14 protein-coding genes are annotated in these 15,322 nt (G+C 64.0%); 3 read left to right on the top strand and 11 right to left on the bottom strand.

Annotated elements, in window-relative coordinates; genetic code table 11:
* Nucleotides 1-45: 45 nt before the first annotated feature.
* The 5 genes from DJ563_RS22290 to DJ563_RS22270 form a co-directional block, all read right to left on the bottom strand.
* Nucleotides 46-1,071, bottom strand: coding sequence for a putative 2-aminoethylphosphonate ABC transporter substrate-binding protein (locus DJ563_RS22290; protein ID WP_434518340.1), 1,026 nt, complete (start codon nucleotides 1,069-1,071; stop codon nucleotides 46-48).
* Nucleotides 1,072-1,089: 18 nt separating this feature from the next.
* Entirely contained in the window at nucleotides 1,090-2,814 is a 1,725-nt protein-coding gene (locus DJ563_RS22285) for a putative 2-aminoethylphosphonate ABC transporter permease subunit (protein WP_434518339.1), read from the bottom strand.
* Nucleotide 2,815: 1 nt separating this feature from the next.
* Complete coding sequence (locus DJ563_RS22280; RefSeq protein ID WP_434518338.1) at nucleotides 2,816-3,874, bottom strand: putative 2-aminoethylphosphonate ABC transporter ATP-binding protein; 1,059 nt, start codon at nucleotides 3,872-3,874, stop codon at nucleotides 2,816-2,818.
* Nucleotides 3,875-3,991: 117 nt separating this feature from the next.
* Entirely contained in the window at nucleotides 3,992-4,861 is an 870-nt protein-coding gene (locus DJ563_RS22275) for a LysR family transcriptional regulator (protein WP_033702061.1), read from the bottom strand.
* A gap of 9 nt (nucleotides 4,862-4,870) precedes the next feature.
* On the bottom strand, nucleotides 4,871-7,084 hold the full coding sequence (locus DJ563_RS22270) for a heavy metal translocating P-type ATPase (RefSeq protein ID WP_434518337.1): 2,214 nt from the start codon (nucleotides 7,082-7,084) through the stop codon (nucleotides 4,871-4,873).
* A gap of 83 nt (nucleotides 7,085-7,167) precedes the next feature.
* Between DJ563_RS22270 and cadR the strand changes: the two genes are divergently transcribed.
* The gene (gene cadR / locus DJ563_RS22265) at nucleotides 7,168-7,611 is read left to right on the top strand and encodes a cadmium resistance transcriptional regulator CadR (protein ID WP_047582153.1); all 444 of its coding nucleotides are present in this window, start codon (nucleotides 7,168-7,170) and stop codon (nucleotides 7,609-7,611) included.
* Between the two features lie 39 nt (nucleotides 7,612-7,650).
* Here the strand turns inward: cadR and DJ563_RS22260 are convergent, their stop codons facing one another.
* The 3 genes from DJ563_RS22260 to DJ563_RS22250 are packed head-to-tail and all read right to left on the bottom strand — an operon-like array spanning nucleotide 7,651 to nucleotide 10,293.
* On the bottom strand, nucleotides 7,651-8,622 hold the full coding sequence (locus DJ563_RS22260; RefSeq protein WP_274097568.1) for a thymidylate synthase: 972 nt from the start codon (nucleotides 8,620-8,622) through the stop codon (nucleotides 7,651-7,653).
* Nucleotides 8,623-8,671: 49 nt separating this feature from the next.
* Nucleotides 8,672-9,481, bottom strand: a complete 810-nt coding sequence (gene lgt, locus DJ563_RS22255; protein WP_033702066.1) for a prolipoprotein diacylglyceryl transferase — start codon at nucleotides 9,479-9,481, stop codon at nucleotides 8,672-8,674.
* A 29-nt stretch (nucleotides 9,482-9,510) separates the two neighbouring features.
* The gene (locus DJ563_RS22250; protein ID WP_274097566.1) at nucleotides 9,511-10,293 is read right to left on the bottom strand and encodes a sulfite exporter TauE/SafE family protein; all 783 of its coding nucleotides are present in this window, start codon (nucleotides 10,291-10,293) and stop codon (nucleotides 9,511-9,513) included.
* Nucleotides 10,294-10,423: 130 nt separating this feature from the next.
* Between DJ563_RS22250 and DJ563_RS22245 the strand changes: the two genes are divergently transcribed.
* Nucleotides 10,424-11,170, top strand: coding sequence for an NRDE family protein (locus tag DJ563_RS22245; protein WP_434518336.1), 747 nt, complete (start codon nucleotides 10,424-10,426; stop codon nucleotides 11,168-11,170).
* A 68-nt stretch (nucleotides 11,171-11,238) separates the two neighbouring features.
* Here the strand turns inward: DJ563_RS22245 and ptsP are convergent, their stop codons facing one another.
* Entirely contained in the window at nucleotides 11,239-13,518 is a 2,280-nt protein-coding gene (ptsP, locus tag DJ563_RS22240; RefSeq protein WP_274097564.1) for a phosphoenolpyruvate--protein phosphotransferase, read from the bottom strand.
* A 22-nt stretch (nucleotides 13,519-13,540) separates the two neighbouring features.
* Nucleotides 13,541-14,020: an RNA pyrophosphohydrolase gene (locus DJ563_RS22235; protein WP_003249017.1), complete on the bottom strand. Its 480-nt coding sequence runs from the start codon at nucleotides 14,018-14,020 to the stop codon at nucleotides 13,541-13,543.
* Nucleotides 14,021-14,161: 141 nt separating this feature from the next.
* Here DJ563_RS22235 and DJ563_RS22230 point away from each other — a divergent pair, with 141 nt between their 5' ends.
* A complete protein-coding gene (locus tag DJ563_RS22230) occupies nucleotides 14,162-14,818 on the top strand; it encodes an HAD family hydrolase (protein ID WP_274097563.1) in 657 nt (218 codons plus the stop codon).
* Between the two features lie 51 nt (nucleotides 14,819-14,869).
* Here DJ563_RS22230 and DJ563_RS22225 read toward each other — a convergent pair whose 3' ends face one another.
* Nucleotides 14,870-15,295, bottom strand: a complete 426-nt coding sequence (locus tag DJ563_RS22225; protein WP_434518335.1) for a DUF2269 family protein — start codon at nucleotides 15,293-15,295, stop codon at nucleotides 14,870-14,872.
* Between the last annotated feature and the right edge of the window lie 27 nt (nucleotides 15,296-15,322).

Raw genomic sequence — 15,322 nt, 5'->3', positions numbered from 1 at the left:
CAGGCGCCACACCCATCAAGGCATGCCCCTCCAGCCCCTACCCCTTCACTGCTGCGCCACCTTCTCCGACTTGCCGTCATAGCGCTTGCGCCACTCGGCAAGAATCTCGTCGCGGTGCTTCGAAGCCCAGGCAAAGTCGTTCTTGATCAGACGCTGCTCGTAATCCGCTGGCAACTCGGTCTGCGGCTTGGCAATCCCCGGTGCAGCCAGCACCGCGAAGTTCTCCTTGTACAACTCCATCGCCGCGGGGCTTGCCGAGAAATCCGCCAGCCGCCTGGCCGCATCGCCCTTTGGCGTGCCCTTGATCACTGCCGTCGCCTCGATCTCCCAGCCCAGGCCCTCTTTCGGCAGCACGATGTCCAGCGGCGCCCCCTGGCGCTTGAGCTGCACGGCAGGGTATTCGAACGAGATACCAATCGGGAACTCGCCCGCCGCCGCCAACTTGCACGGCTTGGAACCCGAATGAACATACTGGCCAATGTTCTGGTGCAAGGCGTCCATGTAGGCCCACCCCTGCGGCTCGCCAAAGGTCTGCAGCCAGGCGCTGACATCCAGGAAGCCGGTACCGGACGAGGCCGGGTTGGGCATGACGATCTTGCCCTTGTACTCAGGCTTGGCCAGGTCCTGCCAGCTTACCGGCTTGCTCAGGCCCTGCTTTTCGGCCTCGATGGTGTTGAAGCAGATGGTCGCGGCCCAGACGTCCATGCCCACCCATGCCGGCGGGTTGGCGGCGTCGCGGTAGTTCGCCGAAATCTTGCCCAGGTCCTTTGGCGCATAGGCTTCGAGCATGCCGTTCTGGTCGAGGATGGCCAGGCTGGACGCCGCCAGGCCCCAGACGGCATCGGCCTGCGGGCGGTCTTTCTCGGCCAGCAGTTTGGCGGTGATGATGCCGGTGGAGTCGCGTACCCACTTGATCTCGATATCCGGGTTGGCCTTTTCGAAGGCCTGCTTGTAGGTCTTGAGCTGCACGGCTTCCAGGGCGGTATAGACCGTCAGCTGGGTCTCGGCGGCAGAAGCCTGCAGGCTGAACACGGCAGAAACGGCAGCGGCAAGTGCAAGGTGCTTGAACATGGTGGGGTTCCTTACAGGTCAGGCGGTCGCGGCGCGTTGGCGCCAGGCTTGGGAGCGGCGCAGCAGGCCGCGCGAGGCTGCGGCCAGCAGCAGTGAAGCGCTGGCACTGGTCAGCAGAATCAGGGTCGACATGGCGGCGGCACCGCCGACGTTGCCCGCGTCGTCCATGTTCAACACGGCGACGGCAGCAAGGATGGTGTCGGGGCTGTACAGGAAGATCGCAGCCGACACAGTGGTCATCGCCGAGACGAACAGGTAGCGAATGATGTCCAGCAGCGCCGGCAGGCAGATCGGCACCGTCACCCGCAGGAAGTGCCGGTACAAGGGCGCCTTGAGCGACAACGCGGCGGCCTCGAACTCGCCGTCGAGCTGGCGCAGGGCGGTGGTGGCGGTCATCTGCGCGGTGGTCAGGTAATGGGCGATGGTGCAGATGACCAGCAGCCCCATGCTGCCGTACAGCACATGCAGCGGGTTGCCGCTGAGGTTGAAGAAGAACACGTAGCCCAGGCCCAGCACCAGGCCCGGCACCGCCATAGGGATGAAGCTGAGCAAGCGCAGCGCCTGGTTGAGCAGGCGTTGGCCCTGGGTCTTCTCCATCAGGTAGGCACCGCTGAAGATCACGATGCTGCCGATCAGCGCCGTGCCGATCGCCATGGTCACGCTGTTGCGGTAAGCCAGCCAGCCGCCACCGGCAGTGTCCTCGAACATGTAGTGCTTGAGCGACAGCGAGAGGTTATAGGGCCAGAACGTGACCAGCGACGAGTACACGGCCATGCCGATCACCAGCAACAGGGCCGCGCAGACCAGCACGACGATGGCCAGGAAGCAGGCATCGCGGCGGCGCGAGGGCTTGGGCTCGAACACTTGCGCACGCCCACTCATGGCCTCGCCCTGGCGCCGGCGCAACCAGGCATCGACGGCAAAGCTCAACAGTGCCGGCAGCAGCAAGACCATGCCGATCAGTGCACCGCGGCCAAACTGCTGCTGGCCCACGACAGCTTTGTAGGCTTCCAGAGCCAGCACCTGATAGTCGCCGCCGACCACGACCGGGACGCCGAAGTCAGTGGTGGTCAGGGTGAACACCAGGCAGAACGCCGCGAACACTGCCTGGCGTGTGGCAGGCCAGGTAATGCTGGAAAACGCCCGCCAAGGCCCGGCCCCCATGCTGGAGGCAGCGTCGAACAGGCGTGCATCGGCCAGCGACAGGGCTGACAGCAGAATCATCAGCGCATGCGGGAAGGTGTAGATGGCCTCGCCCAGCACGATCCCCCAGAAGCCGTAGATGTTGTCGCTCAGCAGCCCGCGCAGCAGGCCCTGGTTGCCAAACAGGTAGACCAGCGCAATGGCCGGAAGCATCGACGGCGCCAGCAGCGGCAGCAACGAGATACCCCGCCACAAGCCCTTGGCCGGGATCAGGGTGCGCTGCAAGGCGTAGGCGAACAGGTACGCCAGCGGTACCACGATGGCGGCAACGGTGAGCGCTACCGACAGGCTATTGCCGAGCAGCCAGTGAAAGCTCTCGCTGGTGAACAGCTCACGCGCTGCCGCCAGGCCGCCACCCTGGCCAGCCTCACCGCTGAAGCCGCGCCAGAAGATCGCCAGCAGCGGCATCAGCACGGCCAGCACCAGCAACATCAGCAGCAACCACTTGCCACCGACGACGAACAATCGGTCACCGAGGGCGACGCCACGGTCGGACGTGGCCTTGGCCGGGGCCAGCGGCAGGGACATTGGCGCGGCCATCTCAGGCAAACACCTGCAGGCTCTGCGGTGGCAGCGCCACCCAGATGTCCTGCGAGCCCAGCCGCGGCATGGCCTCGGGGGCCAGTTCGGCCAGCAATGCATGGCCGGGCAGGTCTTTGAGTTCGAAGCTCATGCGGCAGCGGTTGCCGAGGAACGTGATCTCGCGAACCTTGGCCGCAAACAGGTTTTCTTCGTGCACCACCGGGTTGACGGTGATCGCCTCCGGCCGGCAGAACAGCCGGCCGCTGCTGGCCCGCGCCGAGCCGGGGGTCAGGCGCATGCGCATGCCACCGACCTGGGCCTGGTTGTCACTGCTGCGCTGAAACGGCAGCCAGTTGCCCTGGCCCACGAACTCGGCCACGAAGGGCGTGGCGGGCTGGTCGTAGATTTCCTGCGGCGTGGCGTACTGCTCGAACTGGCCGTTGTTCATCACGGCGATGCGGTCGGCCATCAGCATGGCCTCGTCCTGGTTGTGGGTGACCATCAAGGTGGTGATACCCAACTGGCGTTGCAGTTGGCGCAGTTCGGTGCACAGGTGCTCACGAACCCGCGCGTCCAGCGCCGACATCGGCTCATCCAGCAGCAACAACGAAGGTGCCGGCGCCAGGGCACGCGCCAGGGCCACACGCTGCTGCTGGCCCCCGGAAAGCTGGCCGGGGTACTTTTTTTCGCTACCGGACAGGCCGACCAGCTGGAGCATTTCAACCACCCGCTGGCGCGCTTGCTCACGGCCACTGCTCATCAGGCCGTAGGCGATGTTGGCTTCGACGGTGAGGTTGGGAAACAGCGCGTAGGACTGGAACAGGATGCCGTAGTCCCGGGCCTGGGGTGGCAGCTCGGAGATGTCGCGCTCACCGATGTACAGCTCGCCGCGGTCCTGGCGTTCGAGGCCGGCGATGCAGCGCAACAACGTGGTCTTGCCGCAACCGGATGGGCCGAGCAGGCACACCAGCTCGCCCGCGGCGATGTCCAGGGAGACATCGTTGAGCGCCGTGAAGGCGCCGAAGCGCTTGTGGATATTGCGCACTTTCATTTGTGCGCCCGAGGTGGCGTTGTTCATGGCAGGGCCTCATCGAAGAGATGGGGCCATGCTAGGAAGGCTGTGCGACGGTTCTGTGGCGTTCAGGCAAAAGCTGGCGATAGTGGTATAGGCAGATTTTGTATCTGCACCACTGACCTAGAACTGTGACCCGGCCACTTCTTGTGCAACCCCCAGAAACGCTGCCGGCAAACGCGCCTGGCGCCGCTCCTTCAGGCAGTACAGGTATTCATGCATCAGCGGCGCCCCCTCCAGCACCAACACCCGTAATTCGGGGTTGTGCGGCACTTCATGCCGGGCGATCACACTGATGCCGATGTTGCGCAACACCGCCTCACGGATCGACTCGCGGCTGCCGATTTCCAGCAATGTTGCGGCCTTGACGCCCGCCTCCTGCAGCATCTGCTCGGTCAGTTTGCGCGTAGTCGAGCCCTGCTCGCGCATCAACAGGCAATGCCCGGCCACCACGTCGATGGACACCGCCTGGCGATGGGCCAACGGATGGTTACGGTGTACCGCCACCACCAGCGGGTCGGTGCCCAGCACGCGGCGCACCAGGCGTGCATCCTCCAGCAGTTGCGACGAGGCAGCGATATCGACCCGGTAGTCTTCGAGCATTTCCAGCACTTGCTGCGAGTTGCCGATCTCCACCGTCACATCCACCTGGGGCAGGCGCTCACGGAAGATCTTCACCAGGTCGAGAATGTAGTAAGGCGCAGTGGCCGCGATGCGCAGGCTGCCCTGGGCCTGGCCACTGTTGCGCAGTTCGAACTCGATGTCGGCCTCTTGCTGCAGCAGCGCCTTGACCATCGGCAGCAGGCGCACGCCCTCCTCGCTCAGCACCAGGCGCCGCCCGCCACGGTAGAACAGCTCCACCGCGTACTGGGCTTCGAGGTTGCGGATCTGCGTGGTCACCGTGGGCTGGCTGAGCCCGAGCTTCTTCGCCGCCAGGGTGATGCTGCCCAGGCGGGCCACCATGTAGAAGGCTTTGAGCTCGGAACTCTGCATGCACGTCCTCTATTTGCGCAAAAGGCGCAAGCCGTTGAACACCACCAGCAGGCTCACGCCCATGTCGGCAAACACTGCCATCCACAAGGTGGCCATGCCGGCAAAGGTGATCGCCAGGAAAATCGCCTTGATGCCCAGGGCCAGAATGATGTTCTGCCTGAGAATCGCCGCACTTTGGCGCGACAGCCTGACGAAGGCCGGGATTTTGCGCAAGTCGTCGTCCATCAACGCCACATCGGCCGTCTCGATGGCGGTGTCGGTACCAGCAGCGGCCATGGCAAAGCCGATTTCGGCACGGGCCAGGGCCGGCGCATCGTTGATACCGTCGCCGACCATGCCCACCCGATGGCCCTGGCTGTACAGCGCTTCGATGGTCTTGAGCTTGTCGTCCGGCAACAGGTTGCCTTCGGCGCGATCAATGCCGACCTGGGCGGCGATGGCTTCGGCGGTATGGGGATTATCACCGGTCAGCATGACCGTCTTGATACCCAGCTCATGCAGCTCGGCGATGGCCTGGCGACTGCTTTGCTTGACCGTGTCGGCCACGGCGAACAAGGCCAGCGGGCCGCTGCGGTCGAGTAGCAGGACCACGGTCTTGCCCTGACGCTCCAGTGCATCCAGTTGCGCCTCCAGCGCCGGCGAGCACAGGCCCAGCTCCTCCACCAGGCGGTGATTACCCAGGTGGTAGACCTCGCCCTCGATCACCCCGCGCACACCACGCCCGGCCAGGGCGGCGAAATCGCCCACCTCGCTCAAGGCCAGCCCTTGTGCCTTGCCGAACTGGGCAATGGCACGCGACACCGGGTGGTCCGAACGCTCACCCAGGCTGGCAGCCAAGGCTTGGGCACGGCCTTCGAACAGAGGCTCCAGCACCTTGGCGTCGGTCTGCACCGGCTTGCCGTGGGTGAGGGTGCCCGTCTTGTCGAGGGCCAGGTAATCCAGCTTGCGCCCGCCCTCCAGGTAAACCCCGCCCTTGATCAGGATGCCCTTGCGCGCCGCTGCGGCCAGGCCACTGACGATGGTAACCGGGGTAGAAATGACCAGTGCACACGGGCAGGCCACCACCAGCAGCACCAGCGCACGGTAGACCCAGTCGAACCAGGCGCCAGCGAGGAACAGCGGCGGGATAAGCGCCACGGCCAAGGCCAGGGCAAAGACCACCGGGGTGTAGATGCGCGAGAACTGGTCGACAAAGCGTTGGGTGGGCGCACGGGCGCCCTGGGCCTCCTCGACGGCCTTGATGATGCGCGCCAGCGTCGATTGCCCGGCGGCGGCAGTTACGCGGTACTCCAGGGCACCGGCCTGGTTGATGGTGCCGGCGAACAGCTTGTCACCCATGGCCTTTTCCACAGGCAGGCTTTCACCGGTAATCGGCGCCTGATCAACGCTGGATTGCCCGCTGGTGACTTCACCGTCCAGGCCGATGCGCTCACCTGGCCGTACCCGCACCTGGGCACCGATGCCCACCTCACGCACCTCCACTTCACGCCACTGCCCATCGGCCTGCTGTACCGTCGCCATGTCGGGGGTGAGTTGCATCAGGCCGCTGATGGCATTGCGGGCCCGGTCCAGGGAGCGCGCCTCGATCAACTCGGCGACCGTGAACAGCACCATCACCATGGCCGCTTCCGGCCACTGGCCGGTCAGCACCGCACCGGTCACGGCAATGCTCATCAAGGCGTTGATGTTGAGGTTGCGGTTTTTCAGGGCAATCCAGCCCTTCTTGTAGGTGCCCAGGCCGCAACCCAGAATTGCCGCCAAGGCCAGCGCGGCCACCAGCCACTCAGGCGCCAGCCCGGTGAAATGCACCACTTCCGCGGCAATGGCGGCAACAGCGGACAACCCCAGCGGCCACCAGCGGGTCTTGCTTGGCGAGGCGCTGGCGGCCGTTGCCGCGTCCCCTTCAATGAGGGGTTCGGCCTTCATGCCCAGGCTGTCGATGGCCCGTTCGATCTCGGCGGTGCCGTCCAGCGTGTGACGCACGCCAAGCACGCGGTTGATCAGGTTGAATTCCAACTGCTCGATGCCCGCCAACTTGCCCAGCTTGTCCTGGATCAGCGTTTGCTCGGTGGGGCAGTCCATGGCCTCGATACGGAAGCGGCTGAGCTGTGCGTCGCCGCTGGCTTTTTCGCTCAACTGCACCAACGCCGGGGCGGCGGTGCTACCGCAGCAGCTGTGGGCGTGGTGGTCATGCTTGTGGTGGGGGCTGGCAGGCTGGTTCATTGGGTCATCCTTAAAGTGAGCCTGTTGCCAAGTGAACACCCTGTAGCCACTATAGGGTCAAGCCATCCGCTGGAGATTTCGCGATGAAGATTGGAGAACTGGCAAAAGCCACCGATTGTGCCGTGGAAACCATCCGCTATTACGAGCGCGAGCAGCTGTTGCCAGAGCCGGCGCGCACCGACGGCAATTACCGGCTCTACACCCAGGCCCACGTCGAGCGGCTGACCTTTATCCGCAACTGCCGCACCCTGGACATGACCCTGGACGAGATCCGCAGCCTGCTACGCCTGCGCGACAGCCCTGAAGGGTCGTGCGGCAGCGTCAATGCGTTGATCGATGAGCATATCGCCCATGTGCAGGCGCGGATCGATGGGTTGGTGGCGTTGCAGGAGCAGTTGGTGGAACTGCGGCAGCGGTGCAATGCGCAAGGGGATGAGTGCGCGATCTTGCAGCAACTGGAGGTGAACGGGGCGGTATCGGTGCCGGAAGGTGAGCATTCGCATGTGGGACGAAGCCACGGGCATTGAGCATGCTGGGGGCGCTTTGCGCCCCAGCAATTGCGAAGGTTAAACCGCCATTGGCGCCGTCATCGGCGCATGGTGCTCATACCCTTCCAGGCTGAAATCACTCGGCTCGATCTTCTCCAGCCACTGCGGCTCATACTTGCCGGTCTCGGCAAACGCTGGCACGCGGTCGCTGATCACCAGCTTCGGCGCTTCCAGCGGCTCGCGTTTGAGCTGTTCGTTGAGCATGTCCAGGTGGTTCTCATACACATGGGCATCGCCAATGAAATACGTGAACCAGCGCGGCGTGTAGCCGGTCAGGCGGCCGAACAGCGACAGCAAGGCCGCGCCCTCGGTGAGGTTGAACGGCGTGCCCAGGCCCAGGTCGTTGGAGCGAATGTACAGGGTCAGGGAAATTTCCCGAGTCTGCGCATTCGGGTGGAACTGGTACAGCAGGTGGCACGGCGGCAGGGCCATTTCATCCAGCTGGGCGCAGTTCCAGCCGTGGAACAGGATGCGCCGGCTGCCCGGGTCGTTGGCGATGGTGTCCAGGCACTGGCGCACCTGGTCGATGGCCTTGTAGAGGATGACGAAGGCCTGGCCGTCTTCTTCGTCCTGGGCAATCTTGCGGAACCCCTGCTTTTCAGCCATTTCGATGGCCGCCGGGTTGCTCAGCGGTACCCGCTTGTAGCCCGGCCACTGGCGCCACTGAACGCCGTAGATCTCACCCAGGTCGTCATGCCCCTGGCGGAACGGGTTGGCCAGCCACTGGGCGTTTTCGTTGGCGTTCTGGTCCCAGACCTTGCAGCCCAGGTCGCGGAATTCACCGGCGTTCTTCACGCCACGCAGAAAACCGACCATCTCGCCGATGGCCGACTTGAACGCCAGCTTGCGCGTGGTGATGGCTGGAAAACCCTTCTGCAGGTCGAAGCGCAGCATGGCGCCCGGCAGGCTGATGGTGCGGATGCCGGTGCGGTTTTCCTGCAGGGTACCGTTTTCGATGACGTCACGGACCAGGTCAAGATACTGTTTCATGGCTTACCTGTAGCAAGAACGGCAGGGGGATCGCCCCTGCCGTCGGGAATCAGATGGCGGGTGTCGCCGTGGGTTTGCGATTATAAGCCCACCAGATCAATCCGAGGCCGGCCAGAATCATCGGGATGCAGAGTATCTGACCCATGGTCAGCCAGCCCCAGGCGATGTAGCCCAGCTGGGCATCGGGTACCCGGACGAATTCGACGATGAAGCGGAAGATGCCGTAGAACAGCGCGAACATCCCGGAGACCGCCATGGTTGGCCGCGGCTTGCGCGAATACAGCCAGAGGATCAGGAACAGCGCCACGCCTTCCAGGGCGAACTGGTACAGCTGCGACGGGTGGCGTGGCAGTTGCTCAGGGTCGCTGAACGGCGGGAACACCATTGCCCACGGCACGTCAGTGGCCTTGCCCCACAGCTCGGCATTGATGAAGTTGCCGATACGCCCGGCGCCCAGGCCTATCGGCACCATCGGCGCGACGAAGTCCATCAGCTCGAAGAAGGTCTTGTTGTTGCGCTTGCCGAACCACAACGCCGCCAGCATCACGCCGATGAAGCCGCCATGGAACGACATGCCGCCCTTCCATACCTCGAAAATCAGCGTCGGGTTGGCCAGGTAGGCGTGCAGGTCATAGAACAGCACGTAGCCCAGGCGACCGCCGACGATCACCCCCATCGACAACCAGAACACCAGGTCGGACAGCTTTTCACGGGACCAGGTGGGGTCGAAGCGGTTCAGCCGACGCGAGGCGAGCAGCCAGGCGCCGCCGATACCGACCAGGTACATCAGGCCGTACCAGTGGATTTTCAGTGGCCCGAGGGCCACGGCCACGGGGTCTATCTGCGGGTAAGGCAGCATGGATATTCCTCTAGTTTCAAATCAGCGAGCTAAATCAAAAAGCTGAGGCCAACGCAGAACAGCAGCGCGGCGAACAGACGCTTGAGCAGGCGTGGCGACAGCTTGTGCGCCAAGCGCGCGCCGAAGCGGGCGAAAAACATGCTGGTCACGGCAATGCCGAGCAGCGCTGGCAGGTACACGTAGCCCAGGCTGTGTGCCGGCAGGTGTTGTTCGTGCCAGCCCAGCCACATGAAGCTCAGGGCACTGGCCAGAGCAATCGGCAAGCCACAGGCCGAGGACGTTGCCACCGCCTGCTGCATGGGCAGGCTGCGCCAGGTCAGGAACGGCACGGTCAACGAGCCGCCACCGATGCCGAAGATAGCCGAAGCCCAGCCAATCACCCCACCTGCTGCGGTCAGCGCGGGCTTGCCAGGGATGCCGCGGCTGGCCTTGGGCTTGAGGTCCAGGGCCATTTGCGCGGCGATGATCAGGGCGAACACACCGATGATCTTCTGCAGCAGCGGGCCTTGGATCAAGGATGCGGTCTTGGCGCCAACGCCGGCGCCGAGCAGGATGCCCAGGGTCATCCAGGCGAAGATCGGCCACTGCACCGCACCACGGCGATGGTGCTCGAGCACCGCATTGATCGAGGTGAAAATGATGGTTGCCAGCGAAGTGCCGACTGCCAGGTGGGTCAATACCGAAGGGTCGAAGCCCTGCAAGGTGAAGCTGAACACCAGTACCGGCACGATGATGATGCCACCGCCCACGCCGAACAGCCCGGCCAGCACGCCAGCGCATGCGCCTAACAGCAGATAGAGTACGAACTCCATTCGTTGCCCCTGAGCAAATCAATCCGGCATGGTAACGGAAGCCGGGCTCGAGGCTCTAGTGAACTTCGTGACAGGATGGATCAGCACCGCCGCAGTGGGTACAGTGGCACAAAACACAGAGGCCCAACCGATGTGCCTGATCGTATTCGCCTGGCGGCCGGGGCATGCCCTGCCGCTGATCGTGGCGGCCAACCGCGACGAGTTCTATGCCCGCCCCACGCAGGCCCTGGCGGCCTGGGAGGATGCGCCTGGGGTGTATGCCGGGCGTGACCTGGAGGCCGGCGGCACGTGGCTCGGCGTGGGGCCGCAGGGGCGCTTCGCTGCGCTGACCAATATTCGCGACCCCGGGCAGGCGCTTGGCGCACGTTCCCGTGGGGAGCTGGTGGCGGCGTTTCTGCAGGGTAAGCTTGGCGTTGAAGCGTATCTGGACCAGGTGGCCAGCCGTAGCAGCCAGTATTCGGGGTTCAACCTGCTGGTGGGCGATGGTACGCGGCTGGGGTATCTGCACGCTCGAGACGCGGCGCCGCGCTTGCTGGAGGCTGGGGTGTACGGGCTTTCCAATGCCGGGCTGGATACGCCGTGGCCCAAGCTGGTCAAGGCGCGCGACGGCCTGGAACGGTTGCTGGGCTCAGCTGACCCGCAGCGTTTGCTGGGGTTGCTGGCCGATGGCGAGACGGCGCCTGAGGCTGAGCTGCCGGAGACTGGCGTGGGGGTGGCGACCGAGAAGCTGCTGTCGAGTGTGTTTATTGCCAGCCAGAATTATGGGACGCGGGCCAGTACGGTGCTGATCGTGGATGATCAGGGTGAAAGGCGGCTGATTGAACGCAGTTTCGGGCCTTTTGGTGGGCATTTGGGGGAAGTTGAGCTAATGGTCTGATAGAAGTGTTTCGCCAGTACCGGCCCATTCGCGACCCGACTTGCCCCGCGAAGAGGCCGCTGCAGGTGTCAGAGGGTCTTGTTGGCCCCAGGCCCGATCATCCGCGCCAGCCCAAGGTTCTTCAACGCCAGCTGCAACGAGCTGTGGATAACCTGCGGGTTGTCATGGCTCATGGCATCGGTCAGCAGTTCCTTGGCCTTGCTCATGTTGATCTGGCGCAGCATCCACTTCACCTTGGGCAGGTTGGTGGCGTTCATCGACAGGCTGTCGAAGCCCATGGCCATCAACAGTACCGCCGCCGCCGGGTCACCGGCCATCTCACCGCAGATGCTCACCGGTTTGCCCTCGCCGTGGGCATCGCGCACCACGGTATTGAGCGCCTGCAGCACCGCCGGATGCAGGTAGTCGTACAGGTCGGCGACCCGTGGGTTGTTACGGTCGACTGCCAGCAGGTATTGGGTCAGGTCGTTGGAACCCACCGACAGGAAGTCCACCTGCCGCGCCAGCTCCTTGGTCTGGTACACCGCCGCGGGGATTTCGACCATCACCCCAACCGGCGGCATCGGCACATCGGTGCCTTCGTCACGCACCTCGCCCCAGGCGCGGTGAATCAGGTGCAGGGCTTCTTCCAGCTCATGGATGCCGGAAATCATCGGCAGCAGGATACGCAGGTTGTTCAGGCCTTCGCTGGCCTTGAGCATCGCGCGTGTCTGGACCAGGAAGATTTCCGGGTGGTCGAGGGTGACGCGGATGCCGCGCCAACCCAGGAAGGGGTTTTCTTCCTTGATCGGGAAGTACGACAGCGCCTTGTCCCCGCCGATATCCAGGGTACGCATGGTCACCGGCAGCGGGTGAAAGGCCGCCAGTTGCTCACGGTAGATCGCCAGCTGCTCTTTCTCGCTGGGGAAGCGCTGGTTGATCATGAACGGCACTTCGGTGCGGTACAGGCCTACCCCTTCAGCGCCGCGCTGCTGGGCACGTGCGACGTCGGCCAGCAGGCCGGTGTTGACCCACAGCGGCATACGGTGGCCGTCGGGGGTGATGCAAGGCAGCTCACGCAGCGCATCCAGGCCCTGCGCCAGCTGGCGCTCCTCCTCGACCACTTCGCTGTACTGCTTGCGCAGCACGTCGCTGGGGTTGGTGAACACCTCACCCTTGTAACCGTCGACGATCAGCTCGATGCCGTCGACCTTCGAATAAGGCAGGTCGACGAGGCCCATCACCGTGGGGATACCCATGGCCCGGGCCAGGATAGCGACGTGGGAGTTGCCCGAGCCCAGTACCGAAACCAGGCCGACCAGCTTGCCTTCAGGCACTTCGCCGAGCATCGCCGGGGTCAGTTCTTCGCTGACCAGGATGGTGTTGTCGGCGTACACCAGCGACTGCGAGCGTGCCTCCTGCAGGTAGGCCAGCAGTCGGCGGCCAAGGTCCTTGACGTCCGAAGCCCGCTCACGCAGGTAGTCGTCGTCCATCAGTTCGAAGCGGTTGACGTGTTCGCCGACCACCTGGCGCAACGCGCCCTGGGCCCACTGGCCGGTCTTGATGACCTCGGTCACTTCGCCACCCAGGGCGGCGTCCTCGAGCATCATCAGGTACACGTCGAACAAGGCGCGCTCTTCGGGGCGCAGCTGGGTGGCCAGCTTGGCCGACAGCTTGCGCATGTCGGCGCGCACGCCTTCAAGGGCATTCTGGAACAGCTTGAGTTCAGCATCGATATCTTCGACGGCCTTGTCCGGCACCACTTCGAGGTCGGCCGGCGGCAGCATCACCACCGCACGCCCCACGGCGGCGCCTGGCGAACCTGGCACACCGACGAAGCGAGCTTCCTGGATGCCCTTGCCCTGGCGGCCCAGGCCACGAATCGAGCCAGTCGCCTCGGCGTGGGCGATAACCCCGGCGAGCTGGGCGCTCATGGTAACCAGGAAGGCTTCTTCGCCCTCATCGAACTGGCGGCGCTCCTTCTGCTGGATGACCAATACCCCAACCACACGACGGTGGTGAATGATCGGCGCACCCAGGAAGGAGGCGAATTTTTCTTCACCGGTTTCGGCAAAGTAGCGATAACGCGGGTGATCGGCGGCGTTTTCCAGGTTCAGCGGCTCTTCCCGGGTACCGACCAAGCCGACCAGGCCCTCGTTGGGGGCCATGCTGACCTTGCCGATCGAACGCTTGTTCAGGCCCTCGGAGGCCATCAGCACGAAGCGGTTGGTTTCCGGGTCGAGCAGGTAGACCGAGCAGACCTGGCTGCCCATGGCCTCCTTGACGCGCAAGACAATGATCCCCAACGCCGTCTTGAGATCTTTGGCGGAGTTCACTTCCTGGACGATCTTGCGCAGCGTATTGAGCATGGCTCGGGGTCGAACTCCGTCGTCAGTCGCGCGTCAGCAGACGCGGTGCTAGCTCTTTCAGGGCGCGACGGTAGACCTCGCGCTTGAATGTCACAACCTGGCCCAGCGGGTACCAATAGCTGACCCAGCGCCAGCCGTCGAACTCCGGCTTGCCCGTCAGGTCCATCCGTACCCTTTGTTCATTGCTGACCAGACGCAGCAGAAACCACTTCTGTTTCTGGCCGATGCACAGCGGCTGGCTGTGCGTACGCACCAGACGCTGGGGTAAACGATAACGCAACCAGCCGCGGGTGCAGGCAAGAATTTCCACATCATCGCGTTCAAGGCCAACTTCTTCGTTCAGCTCGCGGTACAGGGCATCTTCCGGCGTCTCGTCAGGGTTGATACCACCCTGGGGGAATTGCCAGGCATCCTGGTTGATCCGTCGAGCCCATAGCACCTGCCCGGCATCATTCGTGAGAATGATCCCGACATTGGGGCGAAAACCATCCGGGTCGATCACGGCAGCAACCTCGCAAACGCATGTCACCGCATTGTTCCACAAAGCCTGCGAGCGCAGCAACGCGCCCGCCAAGCTTATGTGCAGCGAGGTGAAAACTCCGTATTCTGCGGGCCTACCCTGTGGCTGATGCGAGTGAACGCGATGCGCCTGGCTTTATTCGACCTGGACAATACCCTCCTCGGTGGCGACAGCGACCATGCCTGGGGTGACTATCTGTGTGAGCGCGGCATCCTCGACCCGGTTGCCTACAAACAACGCAACGATGCCTTCTACCAGGACTACCTGCACGGCACCCTGGACCTGCAGGCCTACCTGGCCTTTTCCATGGAGATTCTCGCGGCAACGCCTACGGCCCAGCTCGACGCGTGGCACCGCGATTTCATGCGCGACTGCATCGAGCCGATCATCCTGCCCAAGGCCCTGGCATTGCTGCAGCAGCACCGCGAAGCGGGCGACAAACTGGTGATCATCACCGCCACCAACCGTTTCGTGACCGCGCCGATTGCCCGCCGCCTGGGCGTGCGCACCCTGCTGGCGACCGAATGCGAAACCCGTGATGGCCGCTTTACCGGGCGCAGTACCGATATACCGTGTTTCCGTGAAGGGAAGGTGACGAGGTTGCAGCGCTGGATGCTGGAAAACGACTATGACCTGGCAGACAGCTATTTCTATAGCGACTCGATGAATGACGTGCCGTTGCTGCAGCAGGTAACCCACCCGGTGGCGGTGGACCCGGACCCTAACCTGCAGGCGGAGGCGCAGCAGCGCGGGTGGCCGGTAATTTCGCTGAGGGATTGATGTTTTTCTGTGCCGGCCGCTTGGCGGATACCTGCGAAGCGGCCGGCAGGTTCAGACCGGCTTGGCGCCCATCAGCCCGGCAATCGACAGGAAGCACACCCCGCTGAACACCGCCAAGGCCAAGGTAAACCGCAACCCCACCACCTCAGCCTTGCGCAGCCGATTCAAGCGCACCAGCAGCCACCACACCGCCAATGCCCCGAAGGTATAGATGACGCTGGAGGCCAGCACCCAGGTCTGCCCCAGCGGCCAACCCACCAGGTGCACCAGCCACCAGCCCGTGAACGGCATGCTCACCAGGCACAGGCCCATGACCAGCCAGACGAACACCAGCGGCCGCCGCAGCAATTTGCCGTAAGCCTCGACATCACCCAGCCTGCGGGCGCGAACCGTCCAGACCGCCAGGCCCAGCGCGCCCAGAAGCAGCAGCGCGGTGGCAAGGATGTGCAAGGTTTTGAGTGTGGTCAGGTGTTCCATGTTTCGATTGTCCTTGTGCAGGCCGTC

This window comes from Pseudomonas sp. NFX1 (assembly GCF_051123555.1).
GTDB classification, from domain to species: Bacteria; Pseudomonadota; Gammaproteobacteria; order Pseudomonadales; family Pseudomonadaceae; genus Aquipseudomonas; species Aquipseudomonas capeferrum.
This window is presented reverse-complemented; position numbering and strand designations above follow the sequence as displayed.

What these genes read in the sequence shown, in the direction of transcription:
- DJ563_RS22290 (WP_434518340.1), bottom strand. Translation starts at nt 1,071, where the DNA reads ATGTTCAAGCACCTTGCACTTGCCGCTGCCGTTTCTGCCGTGTTCAGC.
- DJ563_RS22285 (WP_434518339.1), bottom strand. Translation starts at nt 2,814, where the DNA reads ATGGCCGCGCCAATGTCCCTGCCGCTGGCCCCGGCCAAGGCCACGTCC.
- DJ563_RS22280 (WP_434518338.1), bottom strand. Translation starts at nt 3,874, where the DNA reads ATGAACAACGCCACCTCGGGCGCACAAATGAAAGTGCGCAATATCCAC.
- DJ563_RS22275 (WP_033702061.1), bottom strand. Translation starts at nt 4,861, where the DNA reads ATGCAGAGTTCCGAGCTCAAAGCCTTCTACATGGTGGCCCGCCTGGGC.
- DJ563_RS22270 (WP_434518337.1), bottom strand. Translation starts at nt 7,084, where the DNA reads ATGAACCAGCCTGCCAGCCCCCACCACAAGCATGACCACCACGCCCAC.
- cadR (WP_047582153.1), top strand. Translation starts at nt 7,168, where the DNA reads ATGAAGATTGGAGAACTGGCAAAAGCCACCGATTGTGCCGTGGAAACC.
- DJ563_RS22260 (WP_274097568.1), bottom strand. Translation starts at nt 8,622, where the DNA reads ATGAAACAGTATCTTGACCTGGTCCGTGACGTCATCGAAAACGGTACC.
- lgt (WP_033702066.1), bottom strand. Translation starts at nt 9,481, where the DNA reads ATGCTGCCTTACCCGCAGATAGACCCCGTGGCCGTGGCCCTCGGGCCA.
- DJ563_RS22250 (WP_274097566.1), bottom strand. Translation starts at nt 10,293, where the DNA reads ATGGAGTTCGTACTCTATCTGCTGTTAGGCGCATGCGCTGGCGTGCTG.
- DJ563_RS22245 (WP_434518336.1), top strand. Translation starts at nt 10,424, where the DNA reads ATGTGCCTGATCGTATTCGCCTGGCGGCCGGGGCATGCCCTGCCGCTG.
- ptsP (WP_274097564.1), bottom strand. Translation starts at nt 13,518, where the DNA reads ATGCTCAATACGCTGCGCAAGATCGTCCAGGAAGTGAACTCCGCCAAA.
- DJ563_RS22230 (WP_274097563.1), top strand. Translation starts at nt 14,162, where the DNA reads ATGCGCCTGGCTTTATTCGACCTGGACAATACCCTCCTCGGTGGCGAC.
- DJ563_RS22225 (WP_434518335.1), bottom strand. Translation starts at nt 15,295, where the DNA reads ATGGAACACCTGACCACACTCAAAACCTTGCACATCCTTGCCACCGCG.